The sequence below is a fragment of the Actinomadura sp. NPDC048021 genome (assembly GCF_040653135.1).
Lineage (GTDB): Bacteria > Actinomycetota > Actinomycetes > Streptosporangiales > Streptosporangiaceae > Spirillospora > Spirillospora verrucosospora.
In genome coordinates, this window is record NZ_JBEZJQ010000002.1 from 30,872 (window position 1) to 53,341 (window position 22,470).

The 22,470-nt window shown below is 70.2% G+C and carries 31 protein-coding genes; 13 read left to right on the plus strand and 18 right to left on the minus strand.

All coding sequences use genetic code 11. The features are described from left to right. The first annotated feature begins 69 nt into the window (after positions 1-69). Positions 70-657, plus strand: coding sequence for a hypothetical protein (locus AB0C87_RS03290; protein WP_360576301.1), 588 nt, complete (start codon positions 70-72; stop codon positions 655-657). Between the two features lie 6 nt (positions 658-663). Further along, positions 664-1,158: a hypothetical protein gene (locus AB0C87_RS03295; protein WP_360576303.1), complete on the plus strand. Its 495-nt coding sequence runs from the start codon at positions 664-666 to the stop codon at positions 1,156-1,158. Here AB0C87_RS03295 and AB0C87_RS03300 read toward each other — a convergent pair. The 5 genes from AB0C87_RS03300 to AB0C87_RS03320 form a co-directional block, all read right to left on the minus strand. Next, positions 1,144-1,899: an ATP-binding protein gene (locus AB0C87_RS03300; protein ID WP_353833785.1), complete on the minus strand. Its 756-nt coding sequence runs from the start codon at positions 1,897-1,899 to the stop codon at positions 1,144-1,146. The two genes, AB0C87_RS03295 and AB0C87_RS03300, sit on opposite strands and share 15 nt — an antisense overlap. Positions 1,900-2,241: 342 nt before the next feature. Continuing rightward, positions 2,242-2,439, minus strand: a complete 198-nt coding sequence (locus AB0C87_RS03305; protein WP_345171216.1) for a DUF397 domain-containing protein — start codon at positions 2,437-2,439, stop codon at positions 2,242-2,244. Positions 2,440-2,446: 7 nt separating this feature from the next. Beyond that, positions 2,447-3,289 (minus strand): helix-turn-helix transcriptional regulator, encoded by an 843-nt coding sequence (locus tag AB0C87_RS03310; RefSeq protein ID WP_345171218.1) that lies wholly within the window; start codon positions 3,287-3,289, stop codon positions 2,447-2,449. 75 nt (positions 3,290-3,364) lie between these two features. Continuing rightward, positions 3,365-3,580, minus strand: a complete 216-nt coding sequence (locus tag AB0C87_RS03315; protein ID WP_345171220.1) for a hypothetical protein — start codon at positions 3,578-3,580, stop codon at positions 3,365-3,367. Next, the gene (locus AB0C87_RS03320) at positions 3,577-4,404 is read right to left on the minus strand and encodes an SAM-dependent methyltransferase (protein WP_360576306.1); all 828 of its coding nucleotides are present in this window, start codon (positions 4,402-4,404) and stop codon (positions 3,577-3,579) included. Before AB0C87_RS03320 ends, AB0C87_RS03315 begins: the two co-directional genes overlap by 4 nt. A 156-nt stretch (positions 4,405-4,560) precedes the next feature. Here AB0C87_RS03320 and AB0C87_RS03325 point away from each other — a divergent pair, with 156 nt between their 5' ends. Both AB0C87_RS03325 and AB0C87_RS03330 read left to right on the plus strand, forming a co-directional pair. Beyond that, positions 4,561-5,388: an MBL fold metallo-hydrolase gene (locus AB0C87_RS03325; RefSeq protein WP_360576308.1), complete on the plus strand. Its 828-nt coding sequence runs from the start codon at positions 4,561-4,563 to the stop codon at positions 5,386-5,388. A 60-nt stretch (positions 5,389-5,448) separates the two neighbouring features. After that, on the plus strand, positions 5,449-5,802 hold the full coding sequence (locus AB0C87_RS03330; RefSeq protein WP_360576310.1) for a PRC-barrel domain-containing protein: 354 nt from the start codon (positions 5,449-5,451) through the stop codon (positions 5,800-5,802). A gap of 15 nt (positions 5,803-5,817) precedes the next feature. Here AB0C87_RS03330 and speB read toward each other — a convergent pair whose 3' ends face one another. From speB to AB0C87_RS03350, 4 genes are all read right to left on the minus strand, one after another. Further along, entirely contained in the window at positions 5,818-6,837 is a 1,020-nt protein-coding gene (gene speB / locus AB0C87_RS03335) for an agmatinase (protein ID WP_360576312.1), read from the minus strand. A gap of 98 nt (positions 6,838-6,935) precedes the next feature. Then, positions 6,936-8,453, minus strand: coding sequence for an alpha/beta hydrolase domain-containing protein (locus tag AB0C87_RS03340; protein WP_360576314.1), 1,518 nt, complete (start codon positions 8,451-8,453; stop codon positions 6,936-6,938). Positions 8,454-8,583: 130 nt separating this feature from the next. After that, positions 8,584-8,757, minus strand: a complete 174-nt coding sequence (locus AB0C87_RS03345; protein WP_089315210.1) for a hydrophobic protein — start codon at positions 8,755-8,757, stop codon at positions 8,584-8,586. 185 nt (positions 8,758-8,942) lie between these two features. Then, a complete protein-coding gene (locus AB0C87_RS03350; protein ID WP_360576316.1) occupies positions 8,943-9,746 on the minus strand; it encodes an aminotransferase class IV family protein in 804 nt (267 codons plus the stop codon). A gap of 85 nt (positions 9,747-9,831) precedes the next feature. On the opposite strand from AB0C87_RS03350, the gene AB0C87_RS03355 reads away from it, so the two are divergent. Next, a complete protein-coding gene (locus AB0C87_RS03355; protein WP_345171234.1) occupies positions 9,832-10,188 on the plus strand; it encodes a MerR family transcriptional regulator in 357 nt (118 codons plus the stop codon). Between the two features lie 194 nt (positions 10,189-10,382). On the opposite strand, the gene AB0C87_RS03360 is transcribed toward AB0C87_RS03355, so the two are convergent. Further along, positions 10,383-11,303, minus strand: a complete 921-nt coding sequence (locus AB0C87_RS03360) for a Rieske 2Fe-2S domain-containing protein (protein ID WP_360576318.1) — start codon at positions 11,301-11,303, stop codon at positions 10,383-10,385. A gap of 171 nt (positions 11,304-11,474) precedes the next feature. Here AB0C87_RS03360 and AB0C87_RS03365 point away from each other — a divergent pair, with 171 nt between their 5' ends. The 3 genes from AB0C87_RS03365 to AB0C87_RS03375 all read left to right on the plus strand — a co-directional run bounded on the left by AB0C87_RS03365 (position 11,475) and on the right by AB0C87_RS03375 (position 13,285). After that, a complete protein-coding gene (locus tag AB0C87_RS03365; RefSeq protein ID WP_353831959.1) occupies positions 11,475-11,972 on the plus strand; it encodes a GNAT family N-acetyltransferase in 498 nt (165 codons plus the stop codon). After that, complete coding sequence (locus tag AB0C87_RS03370) at positions 11,960-12,532, plus strand: helix-turn-helix domain-containing protein (protein ID WP_360576321.1); 573 nt, start codon at positions 11,960-11,962, stop codon at positions 12,530-12,532. The genes AB0C87_RS03365 and AB0C87_RS03370 overlap by 13 nt, the downstream gene beginning before the upstream one ends. Positions 12,533-12,733: 201 nt before the next feature. Next, the gene (locus AB0C87_RS03375; protein ID WP_345171242.1) at positions 12,734-13,285 is read left to right on the plus strand and encodes a hypothetical protein; all 552 of its coding nucleotides are present in this window, start codon (positions 12,734-12,736) and stop codon (positions 13,283-13,285) included. 272 nt (positions 13,286-13,557) lie between these two features. On the opposite strand, the gene AB0C87_RS03380 is transcribed toward AB0C87_RS03375, so the two are convergent. Then, positions 13,558-13,977: a MerR family transcriptional regulator gene (locus AB0C87_RS03380; protein WP_345171244.1), complete on the minus strand. Its 420-nt coding sequence runs from the start codon at positions 13,975-13,977 to the stop codon at positions 13,558-13,560. Here AB0C87_RS03380 and AB0C87_RS03385 point away from each other — a divergent pair. Both AB0C87_RS03385 and AB0C87_RS03390 read left to right on the plus strand, forming a co-directional pair. After that, a complete protein-coding gene (locus AB0C87_RS03385) occupies positions 13,976-14,665 on the plus strand; it encodes a methyltransferase domain-containing protein (RefSeq protein WP_353831958.1) in 690 nt (229 codons plus the stop codon). The genes AB0C87_RS03380 and AB0C87_RS03385 overlap by 2 nt on opposite strands. Positions 14,666-14,964: 299 nt before the next feature. Next, positions 14,965-15,231 carry a hypothetical protein gene (locus AB0C87_RS03390; protein ID WP_353831957.1) on the plus strand — a complete coding sequence of 89 codons (267 nt, stop codon included), beginning with the start codon at positions 14,965-14,967 and terminating at the stop codon, positions 15,229-15,231. A gap of 210 nt (positions 15,232-15,441) precedes the next feature. On the opposite strand, the gene AB0C87_RS03395 is transcribed toward AB0C87_RS03390, so the two are convergent. Further along, positions 15,442-16,035 carry a pyridoxamine 5'-phosphate oxidase family protein gene (locus AB0C87_RS03395; RefSeq protein WP_353831955.1) on the minus strand — a complete coding sequence of 198 codons (594 nt, stop codon included), beginning with the start codon at positions 16,033-16,035 and terminating at the stop codon, positions 15,442-15,444. A 182-nt stretch (positions 16,036-16,217) separates the two neighbouring features. On the opposite strand from AB0C87_RS03395, the gene AB0C87_RS03400 reads away from it, so the two are divergent. After that, complete coding sequence (locus tag AB0C87_RS03400; RefSeq protein ID WP_360576324.1) at positions 16,218-17,243, plus strand: hypothetical protein; 1,026 nt, start codon at positions 16,218-16,220, stop codon at positions 17,241-17,243. A 319-nt stretch (positions 17,244-17,562) separates the two neighbouring features. Here AB0C87_RS03400 and AB0C87_RS03405 read toward each other — a convergent pair whose 3' ends face one another. Beyond that, positions 17,563-17,706: a hypothetical protein gene (locus AB0C87_RS03405; protein ID WP_353831954.1), complete on the minus strand. Its 144-nt coding sequence runs from the start codon at positions 17,704-17,706 to the stop codon at positions 17,563-17,565. Between the two features lie 335 nt (positions 17,707-18,041). Between AB0C87_RS03405 and AB0C87_RS03410 the strand changes: the two genes are divergently transcribed. Continuing rightward, positions 18,042-18,752: a helix-turn-helix domain-containing protein gene (locus AB0C87_RS03410; RefSeq protein ID WP_360576326.1), complete on the plus strand. Its 711-nt coding sequence runs from the start codon at positions 18,042-18,044 to the stop codon at positions 18,750-18,752. On the opposite strand, the gene AB0C87_RS03415 is transcribed toward AB0C87_RS03410, so the two are convergent. Both AB0C87_RS03415 and AB0C87_RS03420 read right to left on the minus strand, forming a co-directional pair. Next, positions 18,734-19,312 carry a dihydrofolate reductase family protein gene (locus AB0C87_RS03415; protein WP_360576328.1) on the minus strand — a complete coding sequence of 193 codons (579 nt, stop codon included), beginning with the start codon at positions 19,310-19,312 and terminating at the stop codon, positions 18,734-18,736. The two genes, AB0C87_RS03410 and AB0C87_RS03415, sit on opposite strands and share 19 nt — an antisense overlap. Positions 19,313-19,567: 255 nt before the next feature. Continuing rightward, positions 19,568-20,038, minus strand: coding sequence for a nuclear transport factor 2 family protein (locus AB0C87_RS03420; RefSeq protein ID WP_360576330.1), 471 nt, complete (start codon positions 20,036-20,038; stop codon positions 19,568-19,570). Between the two features lie 245 nt (positions 20,039-20,283). Here AB0C87_RS03420 and AB0C87_RS03425 point away from each other — a divergent pair, with 245 nt between their 5' ends. Further along, the gene (locus AB0C87_RS03425) at positions 20,284-20,808 is read left to right on the plus strand and encodes a hypothetical protein (RefSeq protein WP_360576332.1); all 525 of its coding nucleotides are present in this window, start codon (positions 20,284-20,286) and stop codon (positions 20,806-20,808) included. Between the two features lie 39 nt (positions 20,809-20,847). Here the strand turns inward: AB0C87_RS03425 and AB0C87_RS03430 are convergent, their stop codons facing one another. The 3 genes from AB0C87_RS03430 to AB0C87_RS03440 all read right to left on the minus strand — a co-directional run bounded on the left by AB0C87_RS03430 (position 20,848) and on the right by AB0C87_RS03440 (position 22,325). Continuing rightward, complete coding sequence (locus AB0C87_RS03430; RefSeq protein ID WP_360576334.1) at positions 20,848-21,300, minus strand: MerR family transcriptional regulator; 453 nt, start codon at positions 21,298-21,300, stop codon at positions 20,848-20,850. Beyond that, positions 21,297-21,650 (minus strand): hypothetical protein, encoded by a 354-nt coding sequence (locus AB0C87_RS03435; protein WP_353831949.1) that lies wholly within the window; start codon positions 21,648-21,650, stop codon positions 21,297-21,299. Before AB0C87_RS03435 ends, AB0C87_RS03430 begins: the two co-directional genes overlap by 4 nt. Positions 21,651-21,767: 117 nt before the next feature. Then, the gene (locus tag AB0C87_RS03440; protein ID WP_360576336.1) at positions 21,768-22,325 is read right to left on the minus strand and encodes a dihydrofolate reductase family protein; all 558 of its coding nucleotides are present in this window, start codon (positions 22,323-22,325) and stop codon (positions 21,768-21,770) included. Positions 22,326-22,470: the final 145 nt, after the last annotated feature.

Here is a 22,470-nt window from a genome sequence, read left to right on the forward strand (position 1 = left end):
AGAGACTCTCATCTGCGATACGTGTTGAGATGAGGAAGGTTCCCGTCATCTCGTGGAAGGTGATCGCCGGTGGCGAACGTACTGGAAGAACGCGGCGGGCTGCGGTCGGTGGTGCATTTGCTCAACACGCGTCACCACCGCGCGGCCCTGAACATCTACGCATTCATCGTCATCGCCCACTGGGCCGAGCACATCGTCCAGGCCGTCCAGATCTGGGTGCTCGGCTGGCCGGTGCCCGAGGCGCGCGGCGTGCTGGGCGTGCCGTTCCCGTGGCTGGTCACCTCGGAGTGGATGCACTACGGCTACGCGCTGATCATGCTGATCGGACTCGTCCTGCTGCTGCCCGGGTTCACCGGACGGGCCCGCACCTGGTGGGGGATCTCCCTCGGCATCCAGGTCTGGCACCACTTCGAGCACCTGCTGCTGCTGGTTCAGGCGATGTCCGACTCCTACATCGCCGGACGTCCCGCGCCCACGAGCATCATCCAGCTCCTGGTGCCCCGCGTGGAGCTGCACCTGTTCTACAACACGCTCGTCACCATCCCCATGGTGGTGGCGATGTACCTGCACCGCAGGCCGAACGCGTCCGAGCGCGAAGCCATGCGCTGCTCGTGCGCCTCACCGCTCCAGCGCAGGCCCGTCCCCGAAGCGGCGTGACGGCCGGTGACCCTCGAAGAGTCGCGGACCGCGCCGGCCCGGCGCACGCGGGGGGTCACGCCGTTCGGCGTGCTCATGGCGGTGTTCGGCCTGCTCCTGGTCTTCCTGGTGATCCCCAACGCCGGGCCCGTGCTGCGCGCGTCGCGGGCGGGCCAGGGCACGCCCGGCGTCTTCACCGCGCGCGAGCGGAGCTGCGTCCGGCACCCCGGCCATGAGGCGTGCACGCTGCGCGGGGCCTTCCGCTCCGACGACGGCTCGGTGGATCGTCCCACCGTGGCCCTGTACGGCAGCGGCAAGGGCCTGCGCGAGGGGGGCACCGCCCGCGCCCGGGACGTCGGCCGCTCGGGGACGGTGTACCTGCGGGACGCGTCCCACGAGTGGATCATGAATGTGCTGCTGCTGGTGGCCGGCGGTCTGCTGATCTTCGTGGGCCTGCGCCGGCTGCCGGCGCGCCGCGGGCAGCGGTCCGGGTCAGGCGAGTCCGGATCAGGCGGCGGGTGAGGCCTCGCAGAGTTCGACGATCCGCTCGCAGGCCTCGGTGATGTCGGTGACCGGGAGGCATCCGGTCTCCCCGGCGCCGGTGCGCCATCGGAACCGGGCCTCCTCGCACCAGACGGTCAGGCCGCGGCCGTCGCTGAGGGCGGCCCGGTCCGCGCCCTCCGCGGGCTGGAAGTGGCCGAGGCCCCGCTGGACCAGCAGGGTCCGGAGGTCCTTGGTGGCGTAGGGGCCCTCGACCCTCCACACGTCGCGGCGGCGGACGGTGCGCGGGAGCGGCAGGGCGAACCAGGTCGCCTTGCCGCGGGCCGCCGGCGTCCGCAGCCGCGACCGGGACGGGTGGTGTCCCCACCGGCCCTGCGTCAGGAGCTCGACGATCTTCAGGCCGCGGCCGTGGTCGGACCGGTGGGGGGCGGTGCCGGAGGCCGGCCAGTCCCGGTGGGTGTCGAACGCCTTGACGACCAGCTCGTCGCGGCCCTGGCCGTCGCCGCGCTGGTAGACCCAGAGTTCGGCGGCCGAGGCGCCTTCGTGCGGCATGGCGTGCTGCAGGACGTTCGTGGCGAGCTCGCTGACCATGAGCTTGATGTCGTGGACGTCCTGGACGGACAGGCCGAGCGCCGGGAGGAGGGCCGTGACGTGGGAACGGGCGACGCGGGCGATGGAGTCGTCGGCGGGCAGGGGCAGTGCCGCGCAGCCGCCGTCCTCCAGTCTCCAGGGGATCTCGCACATCGTCGCGGTCTTCGTCATGGCGCCCACCTCGGGATAGCGGAGACATTCGCATTTCAGACAATCGCGACATGAGTCTTTTGCTTCGCGAGTCGCTATGTGTGAATCACAGATCTAGCCTTGCACATCTTCGGCCGCCGGGCCCGCATCATGGCAAGAAAGTTGCATCTGAGAGTGAGACGTTCACTCATGCACCCAAATGCCCTCATAACACCCTTCGGCGCCGCGTCCCCCGCGCGTACCGGCGGTACCGGGACGGCCCGCCCCGCGCGCTGTAGCGTGGTCGGCGCCTGAGAGAGGGCCGCGCACAAAGAGAGATCCCCCGGGGGTGCAGCCCTGGGGGATCTCGTGTGCGGCCCGGCCTCAGCGGTCGTAACGGCCCGCCCGCACGTCGTCGAAGAAGGCGGCGAGCACGGACCGGGAGACGACGTGCACCCCGGCCTCCGGTGTCCTGCTGTCGCGCAGCGCCGCGGCCGTGTCGAGATCGGCGACCTCGACACAGCCCCCGTTGCTGCTGGCGCTGGCGGTCGCCTTGACCCACCGTGCCTGAGAGAGGTCCATGTCGGTGCTACTCCAGGGTTGAGATCACTTTCCTCAGATGCTCCGCGGTGTCGGCGGGACCGAGTGCCGCCTGGCGGATCTGCTCGAAGATCTCGTCATAGGCCTCCACGTCGTCGGGGGTGCCGATCTCCTGGACGTCCGCGTCGTTCTCGAGGAAGACCATGGGCGGCTCGCCGCCGGGGAACCGGAAGACGTTGACCAGCGTGGACATGCCCGGGTGCATCCCGTCGGCGAGGCGCAGCAGCCTCAGTTCCACGTTCGGGCGCTCGGACACGGCGAGCAGGTGGGCGAACTGGGTGCGCCGGTCGCCCGGGTCCCCCCACTCGTACAGCAGGGACGCCTCGGTGATGACCGCGGTCAGCTCCGGCGCCGTCCCGTCGCCGCGGTCGAGGATCTGCTGCCGGCGCAGCCGCGCCCGCATCGCGCGCTCCCGCCACTCCGGCGTCCTCGTCCCGACCGACAGCAGGGCCTGCATGTACGGCAGGGTCTGCAGGAGCCCGGGCAGGACCAGCGGCATGACCACCCGGATGCTCGACGCGTCGCTCTCGAAGCCCGGGAACTCGTTGCCGAACACCTCGGGGTAGTCACGCCACCAGGCCCGCTGCCGGGCGCGGCCCGCCAGTTCCTCCAGCTCGTCGAGATCGCTGCCCTCGTAGATGCGCGCGAGGTCGCGGATGTCGCTGAGCTCGGGCCGAACCCAGTTGTTGGCCTCGAACCGGCCGACCTTTCCCCGTCCCCAGTTCAGCCGGTCGCAGACCTGGTTGGCCGTGTATCCGGCCTCGACGCGCAGCTCCTTCAAGCGGCGTGCCAGCCCCCGCTTGGCGATGGTGGCCCCGTAAGCGTCGCTCACCGGCGCCACCTCCCTCGACCTACGGCCGGCATCAGCATACGCCTTCCGAATTTGTGAATCACAGATCTGGCCGGTTCAGGAAACGGCGTGGTCGAACTCCCCTTTCCTCACCCCGTCGAGGAAGCAGGCCCATTCGTGCTCGTCGAACACCGAGATCAGTTCCCCGGACGTGCGCAGCAGCGTCCACTCGCCGGCGAAGGCGACCTCGATGCCGCCCTCGTCGGTCTGCGAGCGCCGCCACTCCAGGTCGCCCGGGTCGACGCCCAGCTCCTCGACGGACGGCTTCCTCATCCTGCCCTCCTCGCCACCGCGCAGTACGCCCACCGCGAGCCGTCGCTGTCGGCCGCGTCGGGGTCCTCAGCACCCCATTCACCGATATAGCAGACCTTCGCCGCCGCCCCCTCCCACGGCGGGACGATCTCCATACCGGTGAAGAAGCGCTCGACCTCCGCACGCGACCGCAGGTGGACGCTCGCGGTGGACCGGGCGTACACGTCCCTGACCGTGCCGACGGCCCGGTCGGCCTGCCGGTCGCCGGTGCCGGCGGACAGCACCAGGTAGCTGCCGGGCGCGAGCCGGTCCATGTACCGCCGGACGAGGCCCCACGGGTCGTCCTCGTCGGGGATGAAGTGGACCAGCGCCACGACCAGCAGCGCGACGGGCCTGGTCAGGTCGATCATCCTGCCGGCGGCCTCGTTCCCGAGCACCCCGTCGGGGTCGCGGAAGTCGGCCGTGACGAACGCCGTCCCGGTGGAACCCGCCAGTAGCCTCTCGGCTTGGGCCCGCACCATCAGGTCGTTGTCGACGTACAGGACGCGCGCGTCGGGGGCGACCGCCTGGGCCGCCTCGTGGGTGTTGTTCATCGTCGGCAGGCCCGCGCCCACGTCGACGAACTGCCGGACGCCGCGCTCGGCCAGCCATCGCACCGAGCGCTGCAGGAAGCCGCGGTTCGCCCACGCCGCGTCCCCGGCCTCCGGCATGTTCGCCAGGACCTTCTCCGCCGCCTCGCGGTCGACCTCGAAGTTGTCGGTGCCGCCCAGGTAATAGTCGTACATCCGGGCTGGGGTCGGAACCGTGGTATCGACTCCGGGCGGAGCCTGCTCGGTGTCGCTCACGCATCGCTCCTTGCCGCAACTTGTGATGCACGAATTATGAAGCAAGGGTCGTCCTTCCCGGGCCGCTTCCGCAAGGGTTCCCTGACTCCTCTCGCCGTCCCCCCGCGGGGTTCGCCCTTCCTTTGAGGGGCATGACCGGCCCAAAGGGGGAAAGGCATGAAGACCGAATCGGACCTCGCACTACGCCAACTCTCGCTGCAGTTCATCGGCAACGCCACGATGCTCCTGCGCTGCGGACCGTTCACCCTGCTGACCGACCCCAACTTCCTGCATCGCGGACAGCGGGCCTACCTCGGGTTCGGGCTGTCCACCCGGCGGCTCACCGACCCCGCGCTCCAGGCCGGCGACCTCCCGCGCCTCGACGCCGTCGTCCTGTCCCACCTGCACGGCGACCACTGGGACCGGGTCGCCCGCGCGAAGCTCGACCGGGGGCTGCCCATCGTCACCACGCCTCACGCGGCCCGGCGCCTCCAGGGATGGCACCGCTTCCGCCACGCGGTCGGTCTGCGCACCTGGGAGGCGCACACCCTCGTCAAGGACGGCGCGCTGCTGCGCATCACGTCCATGCCGGGCCGGCACGCCCCCGGCCCCGCCCAGTGGCTGCTGCCGCCGGTCATGGGGAGCCTCCTGGAGTTCAGCCCTGCGGACGGCGACGTGCGGTTCCGCCTCTACATCACCGGCGACACCCTGATGTTCGACGGCATCCAGCAGATCGCCCGGCGCACCTCCGACATCGATCTGGCCGTGCTCCACCTGGGCGGCACCACGCTGCCCGGCGGGCTCGTGGTCACCATGGACGGCGCCCAGGGCGCGGACCTCGTCGAGACGATCCGCCCGGCGTCCGCGGTGCCCGTCCACTACAACGACTACACCGTCATGAAGTCGCCCCTGGACGACTTCCGGCGCGAGCTGGAGCGTCGTGGACTCGGCGACCGGGCCACCTACGTCGGGCCCGGGGAGACCCACGCCTTCCGTCGCCCGTGAGCCCGACTCATCCGCTGTGAGCTGGGTAAATACCTCAGAGAACCTATGGTTGGACAGGACATGTTCGAGATCGAGGACATCCGTCAATGGCGCGGGCGGAACGTGATCGACCCGTCCGGGAGCAAGATCGGGCCGCTGGAGGCCGTCTACGTCGACACGCTCACCGACCAGCCCTCGTTCGCCACGGTCCGGATCGGCCTGCCGACCCGGCAGCGCCTGGTGTTCGTGCCGCTGGCCGGATGCACGCTGGGCCCGGACCACCTCCGCGTCGCGTACGACAAGAAGCAGGTCAAGGGCGCTCCAGGGATCGACATCAACGGCGAGCTGTTCGCCGACGCCGAACCCGAGGTCTTCGCCTACTACAAGCTGCCCTACAGGGCCGCGCCGGAGGAGCGGCTCCTCGCCCGCCGCTGACGCCGCCCCGGGCCGCTAGCGTCCGTCGAGGAGGGGGCGGCGTGGGTCCCACCGCGTCCCGTCGCGCCGGTCGCGGCGGCGCCGCGCGATGCCCGACAGCGCCTCCAGCACGACGCGGTTGGCCAGGGCCGAGGTGATGTCGGCGTTGTCGTAGGGCGGGGAGACCTCCACGACGTCGACCCCGACGACCGGCAGCTCGTAGGTGACGCGCCGGACCGCGTCCAGGAGCTCGCGCCCGGTCAGCCCGCCGGGCTCGGGCGTGCCGGTGCCGGGAGCGTGGCCCGGGTCGCACACGTCGATGTCGACCGACAGGAACACCCCGTCGCACTCGTCGGTGGCGATCTCGAACGCCTCCGTCAGGCACTCGTCCAGGCCGCGGGCGACGATCTCGGACATCTCGTAGGAGCGCATGCCCTGCGCGGCCATCCACTCCAGCGTCTCGGGGCCCGGCCAGTACCCGCGCAGGCCGAGCTGCAGGAACCGGTCGCCGCGCACCGCCCCGGACTCGATCAGCCGCCGCATCGGCTGCCCGTGCCCGACCAGCGAGCCGAGGTTCACGTCGCCCGTGTCGGCGTGCGCGTCGAAGTGCACCATCGAGACCCGTCCGGCGCCGAGGTGGTCGGCCACTCCGGCGGCGTCGGGCCACGCGATCGTGTGGTCGCCGCCGAGGACGAGCGGGATCTTTCCGGTACGGGCGATCGCGTACACCGCCTCCTGGAGTGATCGGACGGAACGCTCGGCGTCCCCGGAGTACATCTCGACATCGCCGGCGTCGTAGACGGTGAGGTCGCCCCGGAGCCCGTCCACCCGCAGGGCCAGGGACGGACGCGAGCCGTCGTGGGGCAGGTAGCAGGACTGCCGGATGTACTGCGGTCCGAAGCGGGTCCCCGGCCGGTGGGACGTGCCGCCGTCGAACGGCGCCCCGAGGATGACCACGTCGGCGTCCTCGTACGTGGACGGGTCGGACCAGGTGCAGCGCGGCACCCCGAGGAACGTGATGTCAGGACCGAACTGCGAACCGTACCTTCCGGGCATTCGCCACCTCCACCGTCTCCCTTCCCCCACCGGGCCCGTCCGATGTGCGGACGGCCCCGTCCCGGACGGATCCCGGGACGGGGCCGCGACGGCGGGCGTCAGCCGCCGACGCCGGAGCCCTCCGCGGCCGCGACGATCGCCGTCGCGTCCTCGGGCAGCAGGTGGCCGGCGTTCACCGACGCCTGCACGGCCGCCCGGACCTTGCCCACGTAGTCGGCGTGCGTCGGGTACAGCACGCTGAGCACGGGCTCCGCCGTCAGCGGAAGGGACGGGTCGGACGGGTCGCCCGCGTCATGCCGGTCCCAGGGGTCGGCGCCGCCGTTCCACGGGTCCCGGGCGCCGTACAGGCCACAGAAGACGCCGCTGCCCGCGGTGTCGCGCATTCCGGTGAGCGTCCGGGTCGGCACCGCGACGTCCGGCAGCCGGACTCCCCCGGTCGCCAGCCCGGTGCGCGGGTCGCGCAGCACCGTGTCGAGCGGCGCCCCGGCGGCCGGCCGCGCCCCGCCGCGCGCCCACGCGGCCAGACCGCGCAGCGCCGCGTTCATCGAGTAGTGCCCGGGCCCGTCGTTGAACGGGGCCGATCCGGCGGCGCAGCCGGCGTCCGGCGCGGCCGACCCCGCCGACTTCTGCAGCGTCGGCTGACCCAGGTCGTAGGCCCACTGGTCGCCGTGCGAGGTGCCGGCCAGCTCCCAGTGCACGACCCGGTCGGTGTCCGGCTGCCGCGCGGCCGCCGCCAGCGGGACGTCGGTCTCGGTCAGGACCACGAACGTCGGAACGGTCAGGTCCGTCCGGATGCGGGACGGGTTCGGCATCCACAGGGTGTCGGACAGCTCGCCGCTGATCGGGGCCCCGACCGCGCCGTTGCTGTGGATCATGAAGCCGTCGTAGACCCGCGACACCGGCTGGACGGCGTTGGCGTAGGTGGTCATGAGCCCGGCGGACTGCGACTCCCCGTCCGCCAGCAGCGTCCGCACCGCCAGCCCGCCGAGCGGGTCGGGGCCGTCGGGGCTTCGCAGCGCCCGCCCGGCCTGGGAGAAGATGTCGTAGGAGAAGGCGTCCCCGGGGTGCACGAGGCTGCCGTAACGGGCCGGGTCCCACCCCTTGAGCCCGTGGATCTCTCCGAGCCCGCCGTTGACGCCGACCGCCTGGGCCGAGACGCCGACCCACGCGTATCCCTTGCGCAGCAGTTCGTCGCGCGTGAACCAGTAGTCCGGGGACAGGTCCATCTGGCCGCTGACGTTGAGCCACTCGACCACGACGGTCCCGTTGAACTTCGCCGGGTCGGAGGGGCGCCGGACCAGGAGCCTCGTCCGATACGGGGCCTGCCCGGACGCCCGCACGTCCCACCGGCCGTTCGACGTCCACAGGCCGGACTTGGCGTACGAGGTGGCGGTGCCGGTGATGAAGTACTCGCTCTCGGTGTACCCGAACGACCCGAGATCCTCGGCCGCCGCCAGGAACGGGAAGCCGTGGGCGCCCGGCGGCGGGACGGTGACCACGGGCCCGGAGGACTCGGCCAGGGCGGGCGGCGAGGCGCACAGCAGGGCGGCGAGCAGCCCCGCTCCCGTCGCCGCGGCGGCGACGCGCCGCCAGGGAACCCGCAGGGAGAAACGCACGGTGACCTCCACGATGTCAGGGGGCCACAGTGTCCGCCGCCCGTCCCCTCCTCCACATCGCGCGAATCACCGGCCGCGGAAACGGCGCCGCCCCGTCCAGAGCCTGGACGGGGCGGCGCCGTTCACGGTGTTACCAGCGGTACCAGCGACCGCGCTTGCCGGACGGACCGGCGCTGCGGAGCACGAAGCCGAGCAGCCACAGGATCAGGACGATCGCGGCCACCACCCAGAGAATCTTGAGCGTGAAGCCGACGCCGAACAGGATCAGTGCCAGTAGGAGCACCAGGATCATCAGCCAAGGCATTGGGGGTCCTCCTCGGGTATCTGCCGTTGGTTCGTTCGGGCCGATTTGTCCCCGGCAAATGGAGCTTGATGCGCGACAAAGGTCTCATTTCGGACACGCAACGGAATGGTCCCCGGCGCGACACCGTCACCACCGGTCCAAGGCCGCGGATCCGGACCTCACCGGACACCTGGGCTGAAGCCCGTCTAGAAATCGGTGAGGGGTTCGGCCTGGTAGGCGCGGTGGAGCAGGTCCAGGAAGCGTGGGGCCGCGGGGACGCGGGTCACGCCGATCTGGTGGACCGCGACTCCCGGGGTCCAGGAGTTCATGACCACGGCACCGGCCAGAGCGGGTACGTCGGCGGGGGTGACCTGCCGGACGCGCTGGGGGACGCCGAGGCGGTCCAGTTGCCGGCGGACGATGCCCATGGTGGTCCCGACCAGCATCTCGGCCTCCGGCCACACCACGGCGTCCCCGTCCCAGAAGGCCAGGTTCCAGATCGTCGCCTCGCTGAGGCGCCCCCGGCGGTCGACGAAGGCGGCGTCGTCGAAGCCGTCCTGGACGGCCCGGCGCATGAGGTGGGTCTTGGCCACCTCCCCGACGTGTTTCACGGCGGGCAGGTACCGGTCGTACTCGACCGTCGCCAGCGCCAGCGGCCCGTCCGGACCCGACGCGGGCGGCCCCGTCCGGACCAGGACGTCGGGCCCCACCGGCTCTCCGCCCCCGGTGAACTCTCCCGGGGACGAGTACATCGTGGCCGTCAGCGAGACGTCCGCGGGCCCCGCCTCCACCGCCGCACGCAGATGGGAGCGAACTCGCTCGTCCGGCATCGCTTCGCCGAACAGCTCCATCGAGGCGGACCGCAGCCGCTCCAGATGGAGGTCGAGCCCCCGGACCTTGCCGCCACGCACCTGCAGGGCGGTGAAGTGGGCGAAGCCGGCGAAGGCGAGCGGCGCGAGCTCGCCGGCGGTCGCCTCGCGGCCATTGCGTTGGACGACGAGCGTGGACATGGGCCTCTCCAGCCGTGCGGAATGATCGCCTGCAGGGCGACGTTAGGCACTCACACTGGTGAGAAGGTCAATCCAGGACGGTGACATGCTGATCGGGGAGTTGTCCCGGCGGACGGGGGTCAGCCCGCGGCTTCTGCGGTACTACGAGGAGCAGGGCCTGCTCCAGGCCGAGCGCGGCTCGAACGGCTACCGCCGCTACGGCGAGGACGCCGTGCTGACCGTGCGGAAGATCCGCGTGCTGCTGGACGCGGGCCTGTCCTCCGAGGTGATCCGGCAGGTGCTCCCCTGCACCCGCAGCGACCAGCCCGACTTCGACTGGTGCGAGGGCATCCGCGACGTGCTCGACCGCGAGATCGCGGCCCTGAACGCCCGCATCGAGAGCCTCCAGCGCAACCACCAAGCCCTCACCGGATTCCTCACCCCCCGCACACCGGCCGAGTAGCCGCCGCCCGGAGGCGAGCCCCTCGCCCGATGACTTCCGCCCCCAAGGACGGGCCAGACGTGGTGGTCGTGGACCCTGACGGCAACAGTCTCTCCCTGGCCGAGGCCCCCAGGAGTGATTGCGGCGTGGCGGGTCGTCTCTCCTCGTGCGGACGACCCGCCGCGTCGCTTCTCCGCCCACCGCGCTGGGGCGGGTTATGAGGCGGGGGTTCGCGTGGGGAGGTGGCGGGTCTTTCGGTGGTGGGCGCCCTCGCCGGCCATGTCGGACTGGCCGCCCGGCGGCGGGACGCGGACCTCGATGCGTCCGTTCTGGACGCGCGCCTCGTAGGACGGCTGCGGCGCGCTGGCCGGGCCGCGTTCGATGCCGCCGTCGTCGAGGCGGAACGTGCTGCCGTGCCACGGGCAGGTGACGCAGCCGTTCTCGATCGTCCCCTCGCCCAGCGGGCCGCCCAGGTGGCTGCAGGTGGCGGCGATGGCGTGCAGCTTCGTGGCCGTCCGGTAGAGCAGGACCCGGACGCCGTCCGCGTCGGCCGTGCGGTGCTCGCCCTCGGCCAGCTCGGATGCGGCCAGCACCGGAGTCCACTCTTCCGGGCCCTGCTGCCACGCGGTGCGGTTGACGTTGACGCCCCGGGTGAAGGTCAGGTGACCGCCGAGGTAGGCGCTGATCCCCATCGCCGCCATGCCGGCGAACCGCAGTGCCTTGGCCTTGCGGGAGCGCGCGCCGAGGGACGCCGCGTACAGCGCGAGCGCCACCGTGTTGGCGCCGGCGTGGACGAGCCCCACCCGCCGCTCCGCCCCCAGGGTGTCGGCCCAGTCGTTGAGCCCGCTCAGGGCGGTGGGCACGGCCGCGACCACGCCTGCCGCCGTCAGCAGGTCGGCGGCCGGTTCGGCGTCGGGTCCCCCGGCGACGTCCAGCAGCCCGGCCATGCTCCACGCGCCGATCACCACGTCCGTCAGCACCGGGTGCAGCGGGTGCCCCGTATTGGTCCCGCTGAGCAGATTGCGGACGAGGCGCGGCTGGACCGCCCGCTGGACCACGGAACTGACCGGTTCGGCGACCTTGTCCAGCGCCTCCGCGTTCTCCAGTCGATGGACCGCCCTGTGCGGCATGCTCATAACGCCCTCCCCCAGGCACGACTACACGTTCGCTCCCTATCCCCCTAAGCACCTCTGAAACCGTCCACACCAGCCACGGGCGACGTCGCGGCCTCTGCCTTAACTCGTGGAGAGTGGACAGACGTCCACTATGATGGACGCGGGCGGATCGGGTGATGCGGAGGCTGGACGATGGTGCGCTTCGAGCTCGACGACCTGAGCCGGCCGGAGGTCCGCCGGCTGCTGGAGGAGCACCTGGCCGACATGCACGCGACGTCGCCGCCCGAATCGATCCACGCGCTGGACCTGGAGGAACTGCGCGACCCCGCGGTCGCGTTCTGGTCGGCTTGGGAGGGGCCGGAGCTGCGCGGATGCGGCGCGCTCAAAGACCTCGGCGGCGGCGACGCCGAGCTCAAGTCCATGCGCACCGCGGTGGCCGCGCGGGGGGCGGGCATCGGATCGGCCATCCTCCGGCACCTTCTGGCCGTCGCCGCCGAGCGCGGTCACCGGCGGGTCCTGCTGGAGACGGGAAGCCAGGATTTCTTCGCCCCGGCCCGGCGGCTCTACGCGCGGCACGGATTCACCCAGTGCGAGCCGTTCGCCGACTACGTGCACGACCCCAACAGCGTCTACATGGAGCTTCGCCTCGACGCCGGAGCCGGCCCGGAGGCGACGCCGTGTCCACTTTGATGGACGGTCCGAACGTCCTCGGACAGCGCATCAAGGCGGAGCGCGCACGGCGCGGCTGGTCGCTGGCCCGGCTCGCCGACGCCTCGGGGGTGTCCCGAGCGATGATCAGCAAGGTCGAGCGCGGTCAGAGCAGCCCGACCGCCGCCCTCCTCGGCAGGCTGTCCGCCGCCCTGGAACTGAGCATGACCGAGATGCTGTCACCGGCGGACGGCTCCACGCCCGGCCACGTGCGGCGCGCGGCCGACATCCCCGACTGGACCGACCCCGGGTCGGGTTACCTGCGACGGCAGATCTCGGGGCCGGGTTTCCCGGCCGACGTCACCGAGATCGTGCTGCCCGTGGGCGCCCGGGTGCCCATGCCGGCGGCGTCCTACGCCTTCATCGCCCAGCTCGTCTGGGTGCTGGCCGGCAGGCTGAGCCTCGTCGAGGAGGCGGCCACGCACGTCCTCACCGCGGGCGACACGTTCGAACTCGGCGAGCCCCAGGCACGCGCGTTCGTCAACGACGGCACCGGAGAGTGCCGTTACGTCGTGGTCGTGACCCGCAAGGCCACGGCCTGACTCCCGACGGAACGGCGCCGCGTCGCCCCCTGCCGCTGCTGGAGATCGGCGCGAAAAAAACTGCCGGGATTGTTCTGGTTCACCCCGGAACCAAACGGCCGTCGCAGACATCACATATGGCGAGAAAGGTGCAACGGCACCCGGCAGTCCCAGACTGCGGTACCTTGCACGCTCCCCCCATTCCCAAGCATGGAGGAATACATGCGGCGTGTCGCCATCGTGACCGTCCTCTCCGGCGCCCTGGCCGCCGGAGTCCTCGCCGCGGGTCCGGCCGCGCAGGCGGAGACCAAGCCCGCCGACAGGCTCGGTAAGGAGGTGACCACCACCAGCCAGGGGGCACTCTCCAAGAAGGACCTCATCTCCGAGGCCCAGACCTCCGGTCAGCCGCTGACCGCCAAGGAGAAGGCCTCGGTCCAGGCCGCCGAGTACTGCCGCTACTACCAGCGCACCCGTGGCCGGAAGGCCTCCAACGGCAAGTGGATCATCGCGGTGACCAACCGCCTCACCTGGTGCTACAACGGCTACACGGTCACCCGTTACCGCGCCAACTTCAAGGCCTACACCTACAACAAGTACAAGTGGGTGTGGAAGGGCTGGGTCCTGAAGAAGGTCACCCACCCCAGCAACTGGGCCTACGCGACGTCCTACGCCCAGGGCGCGTTCCGTTACACGGGCAACGGCTACACCTACAAGCCGTACGTCATCATCCGCGGCTACAAGAACGGCGCCTACAAGTACAAGTACGGCGGCTGATCCTGCCACGCAGGACCTCACCATGAGCCGCCGCTCCGTTCGCCGGCAGTGGGCGACCACTGCCCCGGGGCCGGCCCGGGCGACCGAGCCGGCGCCATGGTGAGGAACGCCGATCACGCGGGCTGATTCACAGGCCGAACACGGCCCGCACCAGGTGATCACCGGAAGCTCCTGGCGGCCGGGGTGTGCGCACACCCTGGCCGCCAGGAGCTTCCTGCTTTTCCGCCGTGCGAACGGCGCCGCGGGTCATCCGCTCGGACGCCGGCGACCGACTATGCCGGCGCGTTCGACGACCGCAGTCGATCAGCCAGGAGTCCCTGGAAGCGCGGGCACGTCATGATGTCGTCATGCGGGCACTCACCCTCGATCATGTCGAGTGCGGCCTGCGCCCGGGCGATCCGGACCAGCAGCCTCTCGCGGTGCCGGACCGTCACCTCGTGGCGCTCCGACGTGGACCGGGCGGCCAGCATCGCCCGGATGTCCGCGAGTTCGAATCCCGCCTCCTTCGAGATCAGGATCGCCGCCACCCGGTGCACGTCGGCGTCGGTGTAACGGCGACGGTCCCCTGCGCGGGCCGGCGCCAGCAGACCTTCGGCCTCCCAGTACCGCAGCACGTGCGTCGGCAGCCCGAACTGCGCCGCCACCTCGCCGATTGACTTCATGTCGACATTAAGTCGCACACTGGCGGCCATGTCCAAGCTGCTCACCGTCCTCGACGCCTTCGACGATCTTCCCCAGGCTCGTGACCTGCGAGAACTCACCTACGATGGGCTGGGCGCCACCGTGGTCGACGTCGGCTGCGGCAGTGGCCGCGCCGTCGGGGAGCTGGCCGCCCGCGGGGCGCGGGCCATCGGCGTCGACCTGGACCCCGCCATGGTCGAGGTCGCCGCCGAACGGTGGCCGGGGAGCGAGTTCCACGTCGCCGACGCCACCGCGCTGCCTCTGGACGACGGCTCCGTCACCGGCTACCGCACCGACAAGGTCCTGCACGTCCTCGCCGAGCCCGAGCAGGCCGTCGCCGAGGCCCGCCGGGTGCTGGCCCCCGGCGGCCGCGCGGTGCTCGTCGGCCAGGACTGGGACACGTTCGTCATCGACTCCGACGACCCCGAGCTCACCCGCTCACTCGTCCACGCCCGCGCCGACGCCATGCCGAACCCGCGGGTCGCCCGCCGCTACCGGAACCTCCTGCTCGACCACGGGTTCACCGACGTCACCGTCGCCGTCCACACGATCGTGTGGACGGACGCCTCGTGCCTGCCGGCGCTCGCCGGCATCGGAGGGGAAGGCACCTGGTTCGACGCCCAGGTCGCCAGGGCACGCGACGACCGCCTGTTCGTCGCCATCCCGCTCTTCGTCGCCTCGGGAACCCGCGCCGCCTGATCTCCGGCTCACCACGACCCGTCGCCGCAGTGGCCGACGCGCCTGCAAGGCGCGTGGTCCAGCGCCGCTAGTTCTTTCACAGTTCTCGAAATCGACCAGGTGGTGCCCGGCCGGCCGGAGCGAGGGCGCCCCGCAGCCCCTGGCCCGACGGCGCGCGGCCACCGGCGACTTCACCTCCGGTTTGGTCGTCACAGTTGCCGTCACCGCCGAAAACCTGACGGTCTTCCCCAACGCACGTCCTAGGGGCGTGCGTCAAGGAAGACGCCTTCGAGGCGTAACTGCAACCGAAAGAGTCCGCCATGAACGTTGCACTCATCGTCCTTGTCCTGCTGGGCTTCCTGGCAGGCGACGGCGTGAAGAAGAACGAGAAGGGCAAGAGGAACACGCGGGCCATCGCCCCGGCCGTCGCGGCCACCGCGATCTTCTGGGTCACGGGGATCCCCTTCGTCCCGCTCGTGCTCGCCGCCCTTGCGGGAGGTGCGGCAGGTCGGATCGTGAAGAAGGACGGGTGGGTCATCCTCCTGTCCATCGGCGCGGTCATCGTCGCTCTCTCGCTGGTCTCCTGACCAGCGGGAGGACCTCTGAGGACCAGTAGTCCCATGGTCCATTCCGGTCCGTGATCACCGCGGACCGGGCGTACCGGGTGTCCCGGCGGAGAGGCTTCGCGCCTCCTGCCGGGACATTTCGTCGTTAAGCCCGGCCACCACGCTCAGCGCGGGCGTGCGCCGGGGTGTTCGGTGTACATCGCGATCGCCGGGAGACCGTCCGGCTCCGTCCTACTCGACCGAGGGAAGCGGTGGCAGCGGCAGGGGCAGCCCTGGCAGCCCGTCGATGCTGGCCGCGATGTGCGCCTTCTTCTGGAAGTAAGCGTCGAGCGACTCGTCGGTCTCGCGCGCGAAACGCGATGCGTGCAGCGGGCGGTCCTGTTCGTAGGTCATGAACGGGACGCCGTATCCGCAGGTATCACGGATCTTCTCGGCGGTCACGACGATGATCGCTCGCAGGCCGTGCAGGGTCGGGTCGATGTCGGGGAAGTGGCCCATCAGCTCGGCCCAGCGCGCGTCGTCGCGGAAGACCGGCTCCCCGCGGCCGTGCACGCGCACGATGTTGGGCGGGCCGTCGAAGGCGCACCACATCAGGGTGATGCGGCCGTTCTCGCGCAGATGGGCGATGGTCTCGGCGTTGCTGCCGGCGAAATCGAGGTAGGCCACGGTGAGTTCGTCGAGCACGGCGAACGAGCCGTCGAGCCCCTTGGGCGAAAGGTTGACGGTGCCGTCGCCGGCCAGCGGCGCCGTCGCGGTGAAGAAGATGTGCTGCGACTCGATGAAGGTGCGCAGCCTGCCGTCTATCCGCTCATAACTCTTTCCCATGGATCGAGTATGACCGCACGGTGATCCTCCCCTTTGCCCGGCGTCCGTCCCTGTCACGAGGGGACGGAGCAGCGAGGGCGCGCGTTCAGAAGTCCACCCGGCGAACATTGCTGATCTTGGTCTGCCGGGGACTGTAGGGAGAAAGTGGCCCAAGCGGCCATGGACTCTCGACCAGGAAGTCCATGGCCTCGCTCGGCCATGGACTGTCCCGGCTAGGCCAGGACCAGGAGAATCAAATGAGAAGGACCAAATTGCCCACCCTTGCCGGTCCCCGGAAGGGTGCTTTCCTGATGGTGGGCTCGGTCGTGATCGTCGGGGTGGGCTTCGTGTTCACCCGGGTGCTGTCGGCCCCTCTCCAGGGGACGATGGGGATGACCGTCTTCGGCGGCGGCATCCTCGTCGCCATCGCGCTCGCGCGAGACGGCGTCCAGGGGCTGGACCCGCGCAGGCTGACTCCGCGTCAGCGGAGGGGCATGCTCCAGCACGCGCTGACCAGCTCGCTGATGAAGATCGGCGGGCCGATCGCGTTCGCCCACATCGGTGCGGGCCCCTACGCCAGCATCACCGCCCTCGGAAGCCTCCTCGCGGGGCTTCCCAAGACCACGTGGACGGGTCGGGCCCTTCGTGTCCCGATCTTCCTCGCCGTACTGATCTCGACCGGCGCCCTGATCGGCGTACAGAGCGTCAGCTATCTGGGGATCGGTGCCGCACTCGCCGCGGCGACGCATCCCTTCAACCTGCCGAGCCAGGCCAAACTGCTCGGCGACAAGCGCGACCAGGGTGTCGCACAGGCCAACGTCATCTGCATGCTGGTCGTCATCCCGGTGTGCTTCCCGTTGGCCGAGTACCTCGGGACTCCGGTCGGGACCTGGACATGGGGTCCCACCGAACTCGTCGCGATGCTGGGCGCGGGGCTGTTCGCAACGGCTCTCGCCGCCGTCATGCAGACGCGGGCAGGCATCTACCTGACCCGTGGCGGCATGGGGGTCTGGGCCGCGACGGCCCCGGCTCTCCAGCCGATGGTGGCCGTGGCCCTGGCGCCCGTCCTCCTCAGTCTGTTCGGCGTCGCGACGGTGATCCCGGATGCCATCCAGTGGGCGGCCTTCGGAATCGTCACCTCCACGTCCGCCATCACTGCACGGCTGGACGCGGAGGCGGCCGAGGCCGAGGCCGCACAGAAGGCGAAGGCACCGACAAGGCAGGAGTGATCCCGCCCTACCTGTTCTGGTGGCGCCACGACGACTCCGTCGCCGCGCCACCCGGATGACCGCAACACGAGAGCCCGGTCCCGCCGGGCTCTCACGTTTTCGCCCCGGACCTGAAGGCCGACGCGCGATCCCGTCCACGACTTCCCGGCCGCGGGAGCCCATGCGTTCAGGTACGTAGCGGGCATGACGGGCAGCGAACGAAAGAACCCCGCCCGCAAGAGCAGTGCGTCTGCTCAGGCGGGACGGGGCTCTGGTCAGTGTCGACGAGCGGCCCCCCTTGGGGGAGGGCCGCCGACTTTACGGCCGAGAAGACCGCGACTCAGTTCTCCGGAAGGATGGCCTCGGAAGCCTCGATGGCCGCCGCCTCGGAGCCCTCTGGCGATGCCAGGACCTCCCGGTAAATCCGGTCACTCTCGTCGAGGCGCGCCAGTCGCGCCTGTTGCACTTCCTCACTTTCGGACATACGCCCTCCTGGTTTGCGAATAAACCTGCGCGTTCGTGCTACAGGTCGCAGGAGACCGTCCGCGCTTGCTCGATCTCCGCACCCCTGCGGCGTGGTCCATTGCTTCGCGAAAGCGTGCAGATGACCTCGGACGCGCTTGGAGAGCCTGTCGCAGGAGGCCCAAGCGAGCAGCCCCAGAACGGGCACGGCGTGAGGGGAAGAATTCGGGCACGTAGCGGGGCCCGGTGGGCGAGGAACGAGAGCGGCCAGCGTCAGCGATTCGTCGCTGACGCCGGCCGTTGTCGTGGGGAGCGGGTGGCGGAGATCGAACTGCCGACGCGACGTATGCTGCGCCCGTGAAGCTGCGCTTTGAGACGCGCCGGTCCGACTCGCCGTGGATCGACACCGTCTGGACCTGCGTGAATGAGCAGGTCCAGACGATGACGTCAGTCGCGGGGGTGCGCTGGGGCCTGGTGTTCTGGGAGCAGGACGGCCGGGCGTACACGGCGATCACCGGTCCCGGGACCCGGACCGGCACGGCGCCCGTGCCAGAAGGCGCGGCCTTCACTGGCATCGAGTTCGCCGTGGGCACCTCGTTGCGGGCCGTCCCCACGTCGACGCTGGTCAACGGCGGCATCGAGCTCCCCGACACCACGCGCCGGACGTTCCGGCTGGACGGCGGGCGCTGGGAGACGCCCGGACCCGACGACGCCGAGAACCTCGTCGGACGTCTCGTCCGGGCCGGGGTCGTGGTCCGTGACCCGCTCGTCGCCGAGGTGCTGCGGGGTCACCGCCCGGCCGTCTCGGGGCGAACGGTCGAACGCCGATTCCGCGCCGTGACCGGGCTGACGCGGGGCGGCGTCCGGCAGATCGAACGGGCCCGCAGGGCTGCGGAGCTGCTGGCGCTCGGCGAACCGGTCGCCGACGTCGTCACCAAGCTCGGCTACTTCGACGAGTCGCACCTGGCCCGGGCGCTGCGCTCCTACGTCGGACGCACCGCCGGGCAGCTGCGCGAGGGCGCCGGCGGCGCGATCGCCCTTGACCTGGATCAGCGCTTGACGTCGTAGACGAGCTTCAGGATCCCGTTCGAGTAGCTCTCCGACTCCCGCAGCACCAGCATCTGCTTGTCGCGGTCGGCCCGGCCGAACAGGCTCTTCCCGGCACCGAGCAGCACGGGGAAGACGAGCAGGTTGTACTGGTCGACCAGACCCGCGTCCGACAGCCGCCGGGCCAGCTCCGCGCTCCCGTGGATGAAGATCGCGCCCCCTTCGCCCTCCTTGAGCGCGGCGACGTCCTCGGTCGAGCGCAGGATCGTCGTCGGGCCCCACCCGTCGACGAGGGCGTCATCGGCCAGCGTGGTCGACACCACGTACTTGGGCAGTTCCTTGTAGTCGGCGTGGTCCTCCGAGCCGGGCCAGACCTGCGCGAACGCCTCGTAGCTGCGGCGGCCGAACATCAGCGCCGTCGTGTCGGCGAGCTCCTCGCCCTTCAACGACCAGGCTTCCGGGACGAACTCGAGGTCCTTGAACACCCATCCGCCGCTGCGGTGCTCCTCCCCCGGCCCGCCGCCAGGCGAGTCCACGACGCCGTCGAGCGACATGAAACCGGTGTAGACCAGGTCACGCATTGTGTTGTCTCCTCATGTTCGGATGAGTCGCTGGGGCCACGCTAGTTCGTGACCGCGGCGGCCGTCTTGGACGGAAACGACAGCGGTCTCACCTTGGGGAACAGTGTGACGCCCCAGCCCCTCCGCGAAGGTCCTGGGCGCGACGGCCACTCCAGGCTCTCTGCCCGTATGAGTCCGGCGGCCCGGCGGCGAGGCGTGTGTCCGGCGCCACTCGCCCTGCGAATGATCAAGCCGCGAGTTCGGGGATCACGTCCCTCACTCCGGCGTTCCGTGGTGCTCCCTGACGGCGGCGAGGACATCACCCAACTGACCACGTGCTCGGGCAGAACGCAGGTGGTCCAGGTAATCACGGGATTCGATGATCTTTCCGTCGCGGACCCGCATGACGAAGACCGCCGGAATGATGAAGGGCTGACCGGTCTCCACCACAGTGCCCTCGTACCGGAACTCGGCCACGATGACCTCGGGATCTGCGGTCTCGTGAACATTGATTCCGGCCGGACGACGGCGAAGCGCATGCCCTTTGTAGGTGCCAGGTGGCACGCCGATCCCAAAGTGCGCACGCAACTCTTCAGGCGATCGCAGCGGGGGCGCCGCGAGCGGATGGAAAGGGTGCTCTACGTGAGTCTGCTCGGCGTAGAGCTCGATCACGTCTTCCCAGCGTTCTTCGCAGACGCCGTGCACCAGCCTCAGAAAGACCTCGCGCGGAGTCAGGGGGTCGGGCATGAGACTTCTCCCATCAGAGATCGCCTACGTCGGCCGCCCGCACGTCCGCCGATGGACGAGTGTGGACAGGGGTCTCAATGTAGTTCGCTGAGGAATTATTCGTCAAGGAACTACCCGTGCCCGCTCCTTCGGCGGCCCGGCTGCCTCCACCTCAGGCGCGCGGCCCCGAGCAATCGAACCCGCGCCGGCGGCTCAGGAAGTGCACACTCCGCACTACCGCAGCCGGGAATTGATATTGTCAAACGGTGTCATCATTCAGCGGCTGGGCCGTTATCGACCTGAAGGACGGGCGGGACTCCGAGGAATTCGCGCTAGCGCTCGCGGCCGCCCACCAGTCGGCCGTCGACGTCGCCGCTCAAGGGTCGAGGGTTTTCGTTTTCTCCGACTTCGGCGTGACATTGTCATCGGTGGTGGGAGACCTGCTGCCGGAGTGGGGTGTGCGGGCGATCGCGGCCTCCGATTTCGACGAACACGGCGTGATCAACGAGGTTCTCGGCCCCGACGGCGCGGCCGTGCACGTCGCCTCGATCGATGAGGAGGGCGATGGCCTCCCTGACAACGACACGGCGGAGAGCCGGCGGGCTGCGGCCGCGCTGTTCGGCGCGGAGCCGTCCGCCCTCGACGAGGTGTCGGAGACCTGGAGCGACGAGGGCGCTCAACCGTCGGTGCTGGGCGTGCCTTATTTGAAATGGTGGACGGCCCTCGGCGCCCCCTGGCCGCACCCGTTCGAGTCGACCACGATCGACCCCCGGACGGCGTCCAGCTCCTGAACTGCGCCACCACTCAGGCGGCTGTCCTGAACTCGGACTTCACGGGCGATCCCCTTCGGGCCCGGGCCGGACGAGTTCCGCGAACGGCAACGGGCAGCATGGCTGGTCGGCGCACGTCATCAGGTCGTCGCACCCAGCATTGATCGCTTCGTGCAGAGCCGAACGGATGACCTCAAGGTCGGCCATACGCTCCTCGACCTCGATCACCTTGAGCCGTGCCCGCTCCCTCAAGCCGCCGTCGCGTCGCCCGTGCCGGTGCTGGGCCGCCTCCAACAATTCGGCGACCTCGTCCAGGCTGAATCCGAGCCGTTGCGCAGTCTTGATCACCCGCAGGACCGTGACCGCCTCGGCGGGATAGAGCCGATGCCCGCCCAAGGTCCGCTCGGGCTCGGCCATCAGGCCGCGCCGCTCGTAGTAGCGCAGGGTCTGCAGGTTCACCCCGGCCGCCTCGGCGACCTGGCCGGATCGCAGTCCCTCGTACTGACCGCTCATCCCGTCCAGCCCACTGCCACGACTTCCGGCGGGGCGGTGCGCTCGGCCAAGGCCTGCATCCCGTCCAGCGTCGGCCCCGCCTCCGGCGGCGCGGTCACCTCCACCCTCAGACCAGCTCCAGTGCGCTCGAACGCGAACCCCAGGAACGCACAGCACTGCTGTTCGGCCTCGAACACTTCGCGGAGTTGCGCCTCGCGCGCCTGGTCGGCGTCGAACATCAGGCACAACCGCAGCGGCTCACGTTCCACACCGGTCAGTGACTCGGCGAACAGCGACTCGAACTCTGCCAGCCGATCCACCATCTTGTTCGGCGACAGTGTGCACACGATCGGCACTTCAGAATCGAGCATCCCAGCTCCCTCATCACGGTGATTGCTGCCCTGGCGGGGGCCACACCTCGACGGTAAGCCTGTATCCAGGTACAGGATGCAACCCCTATGAGGTGACTGAGCGTCGCCTGCTGGGCCCTACTTGTCGGCTGCCGCGTACGCCAGTTCGAGGGTGCCGGACGGGAAGGGCGTGCTCTTCAGCAGGCGCAGGTTCGCGGGCCGCTCCAGCTGGGGGAACAGCGGAGCGCCCTTGCCGGTGGCGGCGGGCAGCACCCACAGCCGGTACTCGTCGACCACGCCGAGTTTGATCAGGGAGTGCAGGAACGCGGTGCCGCCGGCGGCGACGAGATCCTTGCCGGGCTCGGCCTTGAGCTTGGCGATCTCTTCCGCCGTGTCACCGCCGGCGATCCGGGTCTCGGGCCAGTCGTCGGCCGACTCCAGGGTGCGGGAGAACACGACCTTGGGAATCTCGTTCATGGCCTGGGCGGAGGGGTGGTCGGAGCCGGGCCAGTATCCGGCCATGATCTCGTAGGTGGTGCGGCCCATGAGGAAGGCCCCGGCCTCCCACAGCCGGCTGACGAAGTACTTCTCCTGCTCGGGGTCGTCGATGCTCGTCATGACGTCCCTGATCCTGTTGTCCCCGTCAGCGCTCTTGCCGTCGAGTGAGATGTAGAAAGACAGAATCAACTTGCGCATCCGGTGCCTCCATGTGCTTCTTCCGCGCCGGGACGTTCTCAGCGTCCACCGCTCGGGTCGCTCGTGCTCAGTGGCCGACCATTCACACACTCAGACCGCCGGTCCCACCAGAACTCATCGCGCTCCGGGCGTGGAAACCTCTCAC

Bases quoted from the DNA above. Each gene is read 5' to 3' on its own strand.
- AB0C87_RS03440 (WP_360576336.1), bottom strand. From the start codon at position 22,325: ATGCGCAAGTTGATTCTGTCTTTCTACATCTCACTCGACGGCAAGAGC.
- AB0C87_RS03435 (WP_353831949.1), bottom strand. From the start codon at position 21,650: ATGCTCGATTCTGAAGTGCCGATCGTGTGCACACTGTCGCCGAACAAG.
- AB0C87_RS03430 (WP_360576334.1), bottom strand. From the start codon at position 21,300: ATGAGCGGTCAGTACGAGGGACTGCGATCCGGCCAGGTCGCCGAGGCG.
- AB0C87_RS03375 (WP_345171242.1), top strand. From the start codon at position 12,734: ATGCGGCGTGTCGCCATCGTGACCGTCCTCTCCGGCGCCCTGGCCGCC.
- AB0C87_RS03325 (WP_360576308.1), top strand. From the start codon at position 4,561: ATGAAGACCGAATCGGACCTCGCACTACGCCAACTCTCGCTGCAGTTC.
- AB0C87_RS03415 (WP_360576328.1), bottom strand. From the start codon at position 19,312: ATGCGTGACCTGGTCTACACCGGTTTCATGTCGCTCGACGGCGTCGTG.
- AB0C87_RS03315 (WP_345171220.1), bottom strand. From the start codon at position 3,580: ATGAGGAAGCCGTCCGTCGAGGAGCTGGGCGTCGACCCGGGCGACCTG.
- speB (WP_360576312.1), bottom strand. From the start codon at position 6,837: ATGCCCGGAAGGTACGGTTCGCAGTTCGGTCCTGACATCACGTTCCTC.
- AB0C87_RS03355 (WP_345171234.1), top strand. From the start codon at position 9,832: ATGCTGATCGGGGAGTTGTCCCGGCGGACGGGGGTCAGCCCGCGGCTT.
- AB0C87_RS03420 (WP_360576330.1), bottom strand. From the start codon at position 20,038: ATGCCCGACCCCCTGACTCCGCGCGAGGTCTTTCTGAGGCTGGTGCAC.
- AB0C87_RS03330 (WP_360576310.1), top strand. From the start codon at position 5,449: ATGTTCGAGATCGAGGACATCCGTCAATGGCGCGGGCGGAACGTGATC.
- AB0C87_RS03300 (WP_353833785.1), bottom strand. From the start codon at position 1,899: ATGACGAAGACCGCGACGATGTGCGAGATCCCCTGGAGACTGGAGGAC.
- AB0C87_RS03395 (WP_353831955.1), bottom strand. From the start codon at position 16,035: ATGGGAAAGAGTTATGAGCGGATAGACGGCAGGCTGCGCACCTTCATC.
- AB0C87_RS03385 (WP_353831958.1), top strand. From the start codon at position 13,976: ATGTCCAAGCTGCTCACCGTCCTCGACGCCTTCGACGATCTTCCCCAG.
- AB0C87_RS03350 (WP_360576316.1), bottom strand. From the start codon at position 9,746: ATGTCCACGCTCGTCGTCCAACGCAATGGCCGCGAGGCGACCGCCGGC.
- AB0C87_RS03405 (WP_353831954.1), bottom strand. From the start codon at position 17,706: ATGTCCGAAAGTGAGGAAGTGCAACAGGCGCGACTGGCGCGCCTCGAC.
- AB0C87_RS03365 (WP_353831959.1), top strand. From the start codon at position 11,475: ATGGTGCGCTTCGAGCTCGACGACCTGAGCCGGCCGGAGGTCCGCCGG.
- AB0C87_RS03305 (WP_345171216.1), bottom strand. From the start codon at position 2,439: ATGGACCTCTCTCAGGCACGGTGGGTCAAGGCGACCGCCAGCGCCAGC.
- AB0C87_RS03400 (WP_360576324.1), top strand. From the start codon at position 16,218: ATGGCCTCGCTCGGCCATGGACTGTCCCGGCTAGGCCAGGACCAGGAG.
- AB0C87_RS03360 (WP_360576318.1), bottom strand. From the start codon at position 11,303: ATGAGCATGCCGCACAGGGCGGTCCATCGACTGGAGAACGCGGAGGCG.
- AB0C87_RS03390 (WP_353831957.1), top strand. From the start codon at position 14,965: ATGAACGTTGCACTCATCGTCCTTGTCCTGCTGGGCTTCCTGGCAGGC.
- AB0C87_RS03380 (WP_345171244.1), bottom strand. From the start codon at position 13,977: ATGGCCGCCAGTGTGCGACTTAATGTCGACATGAAGTCAATCGGCGAG.
- AB0C87_RS03345 (WP_089315210.1), bottom strand. From the start codon at position 8,757: ATGCCTTGGCTGATGATCCTGGTGCTCCTACTGGCACTGATCCTGTTC.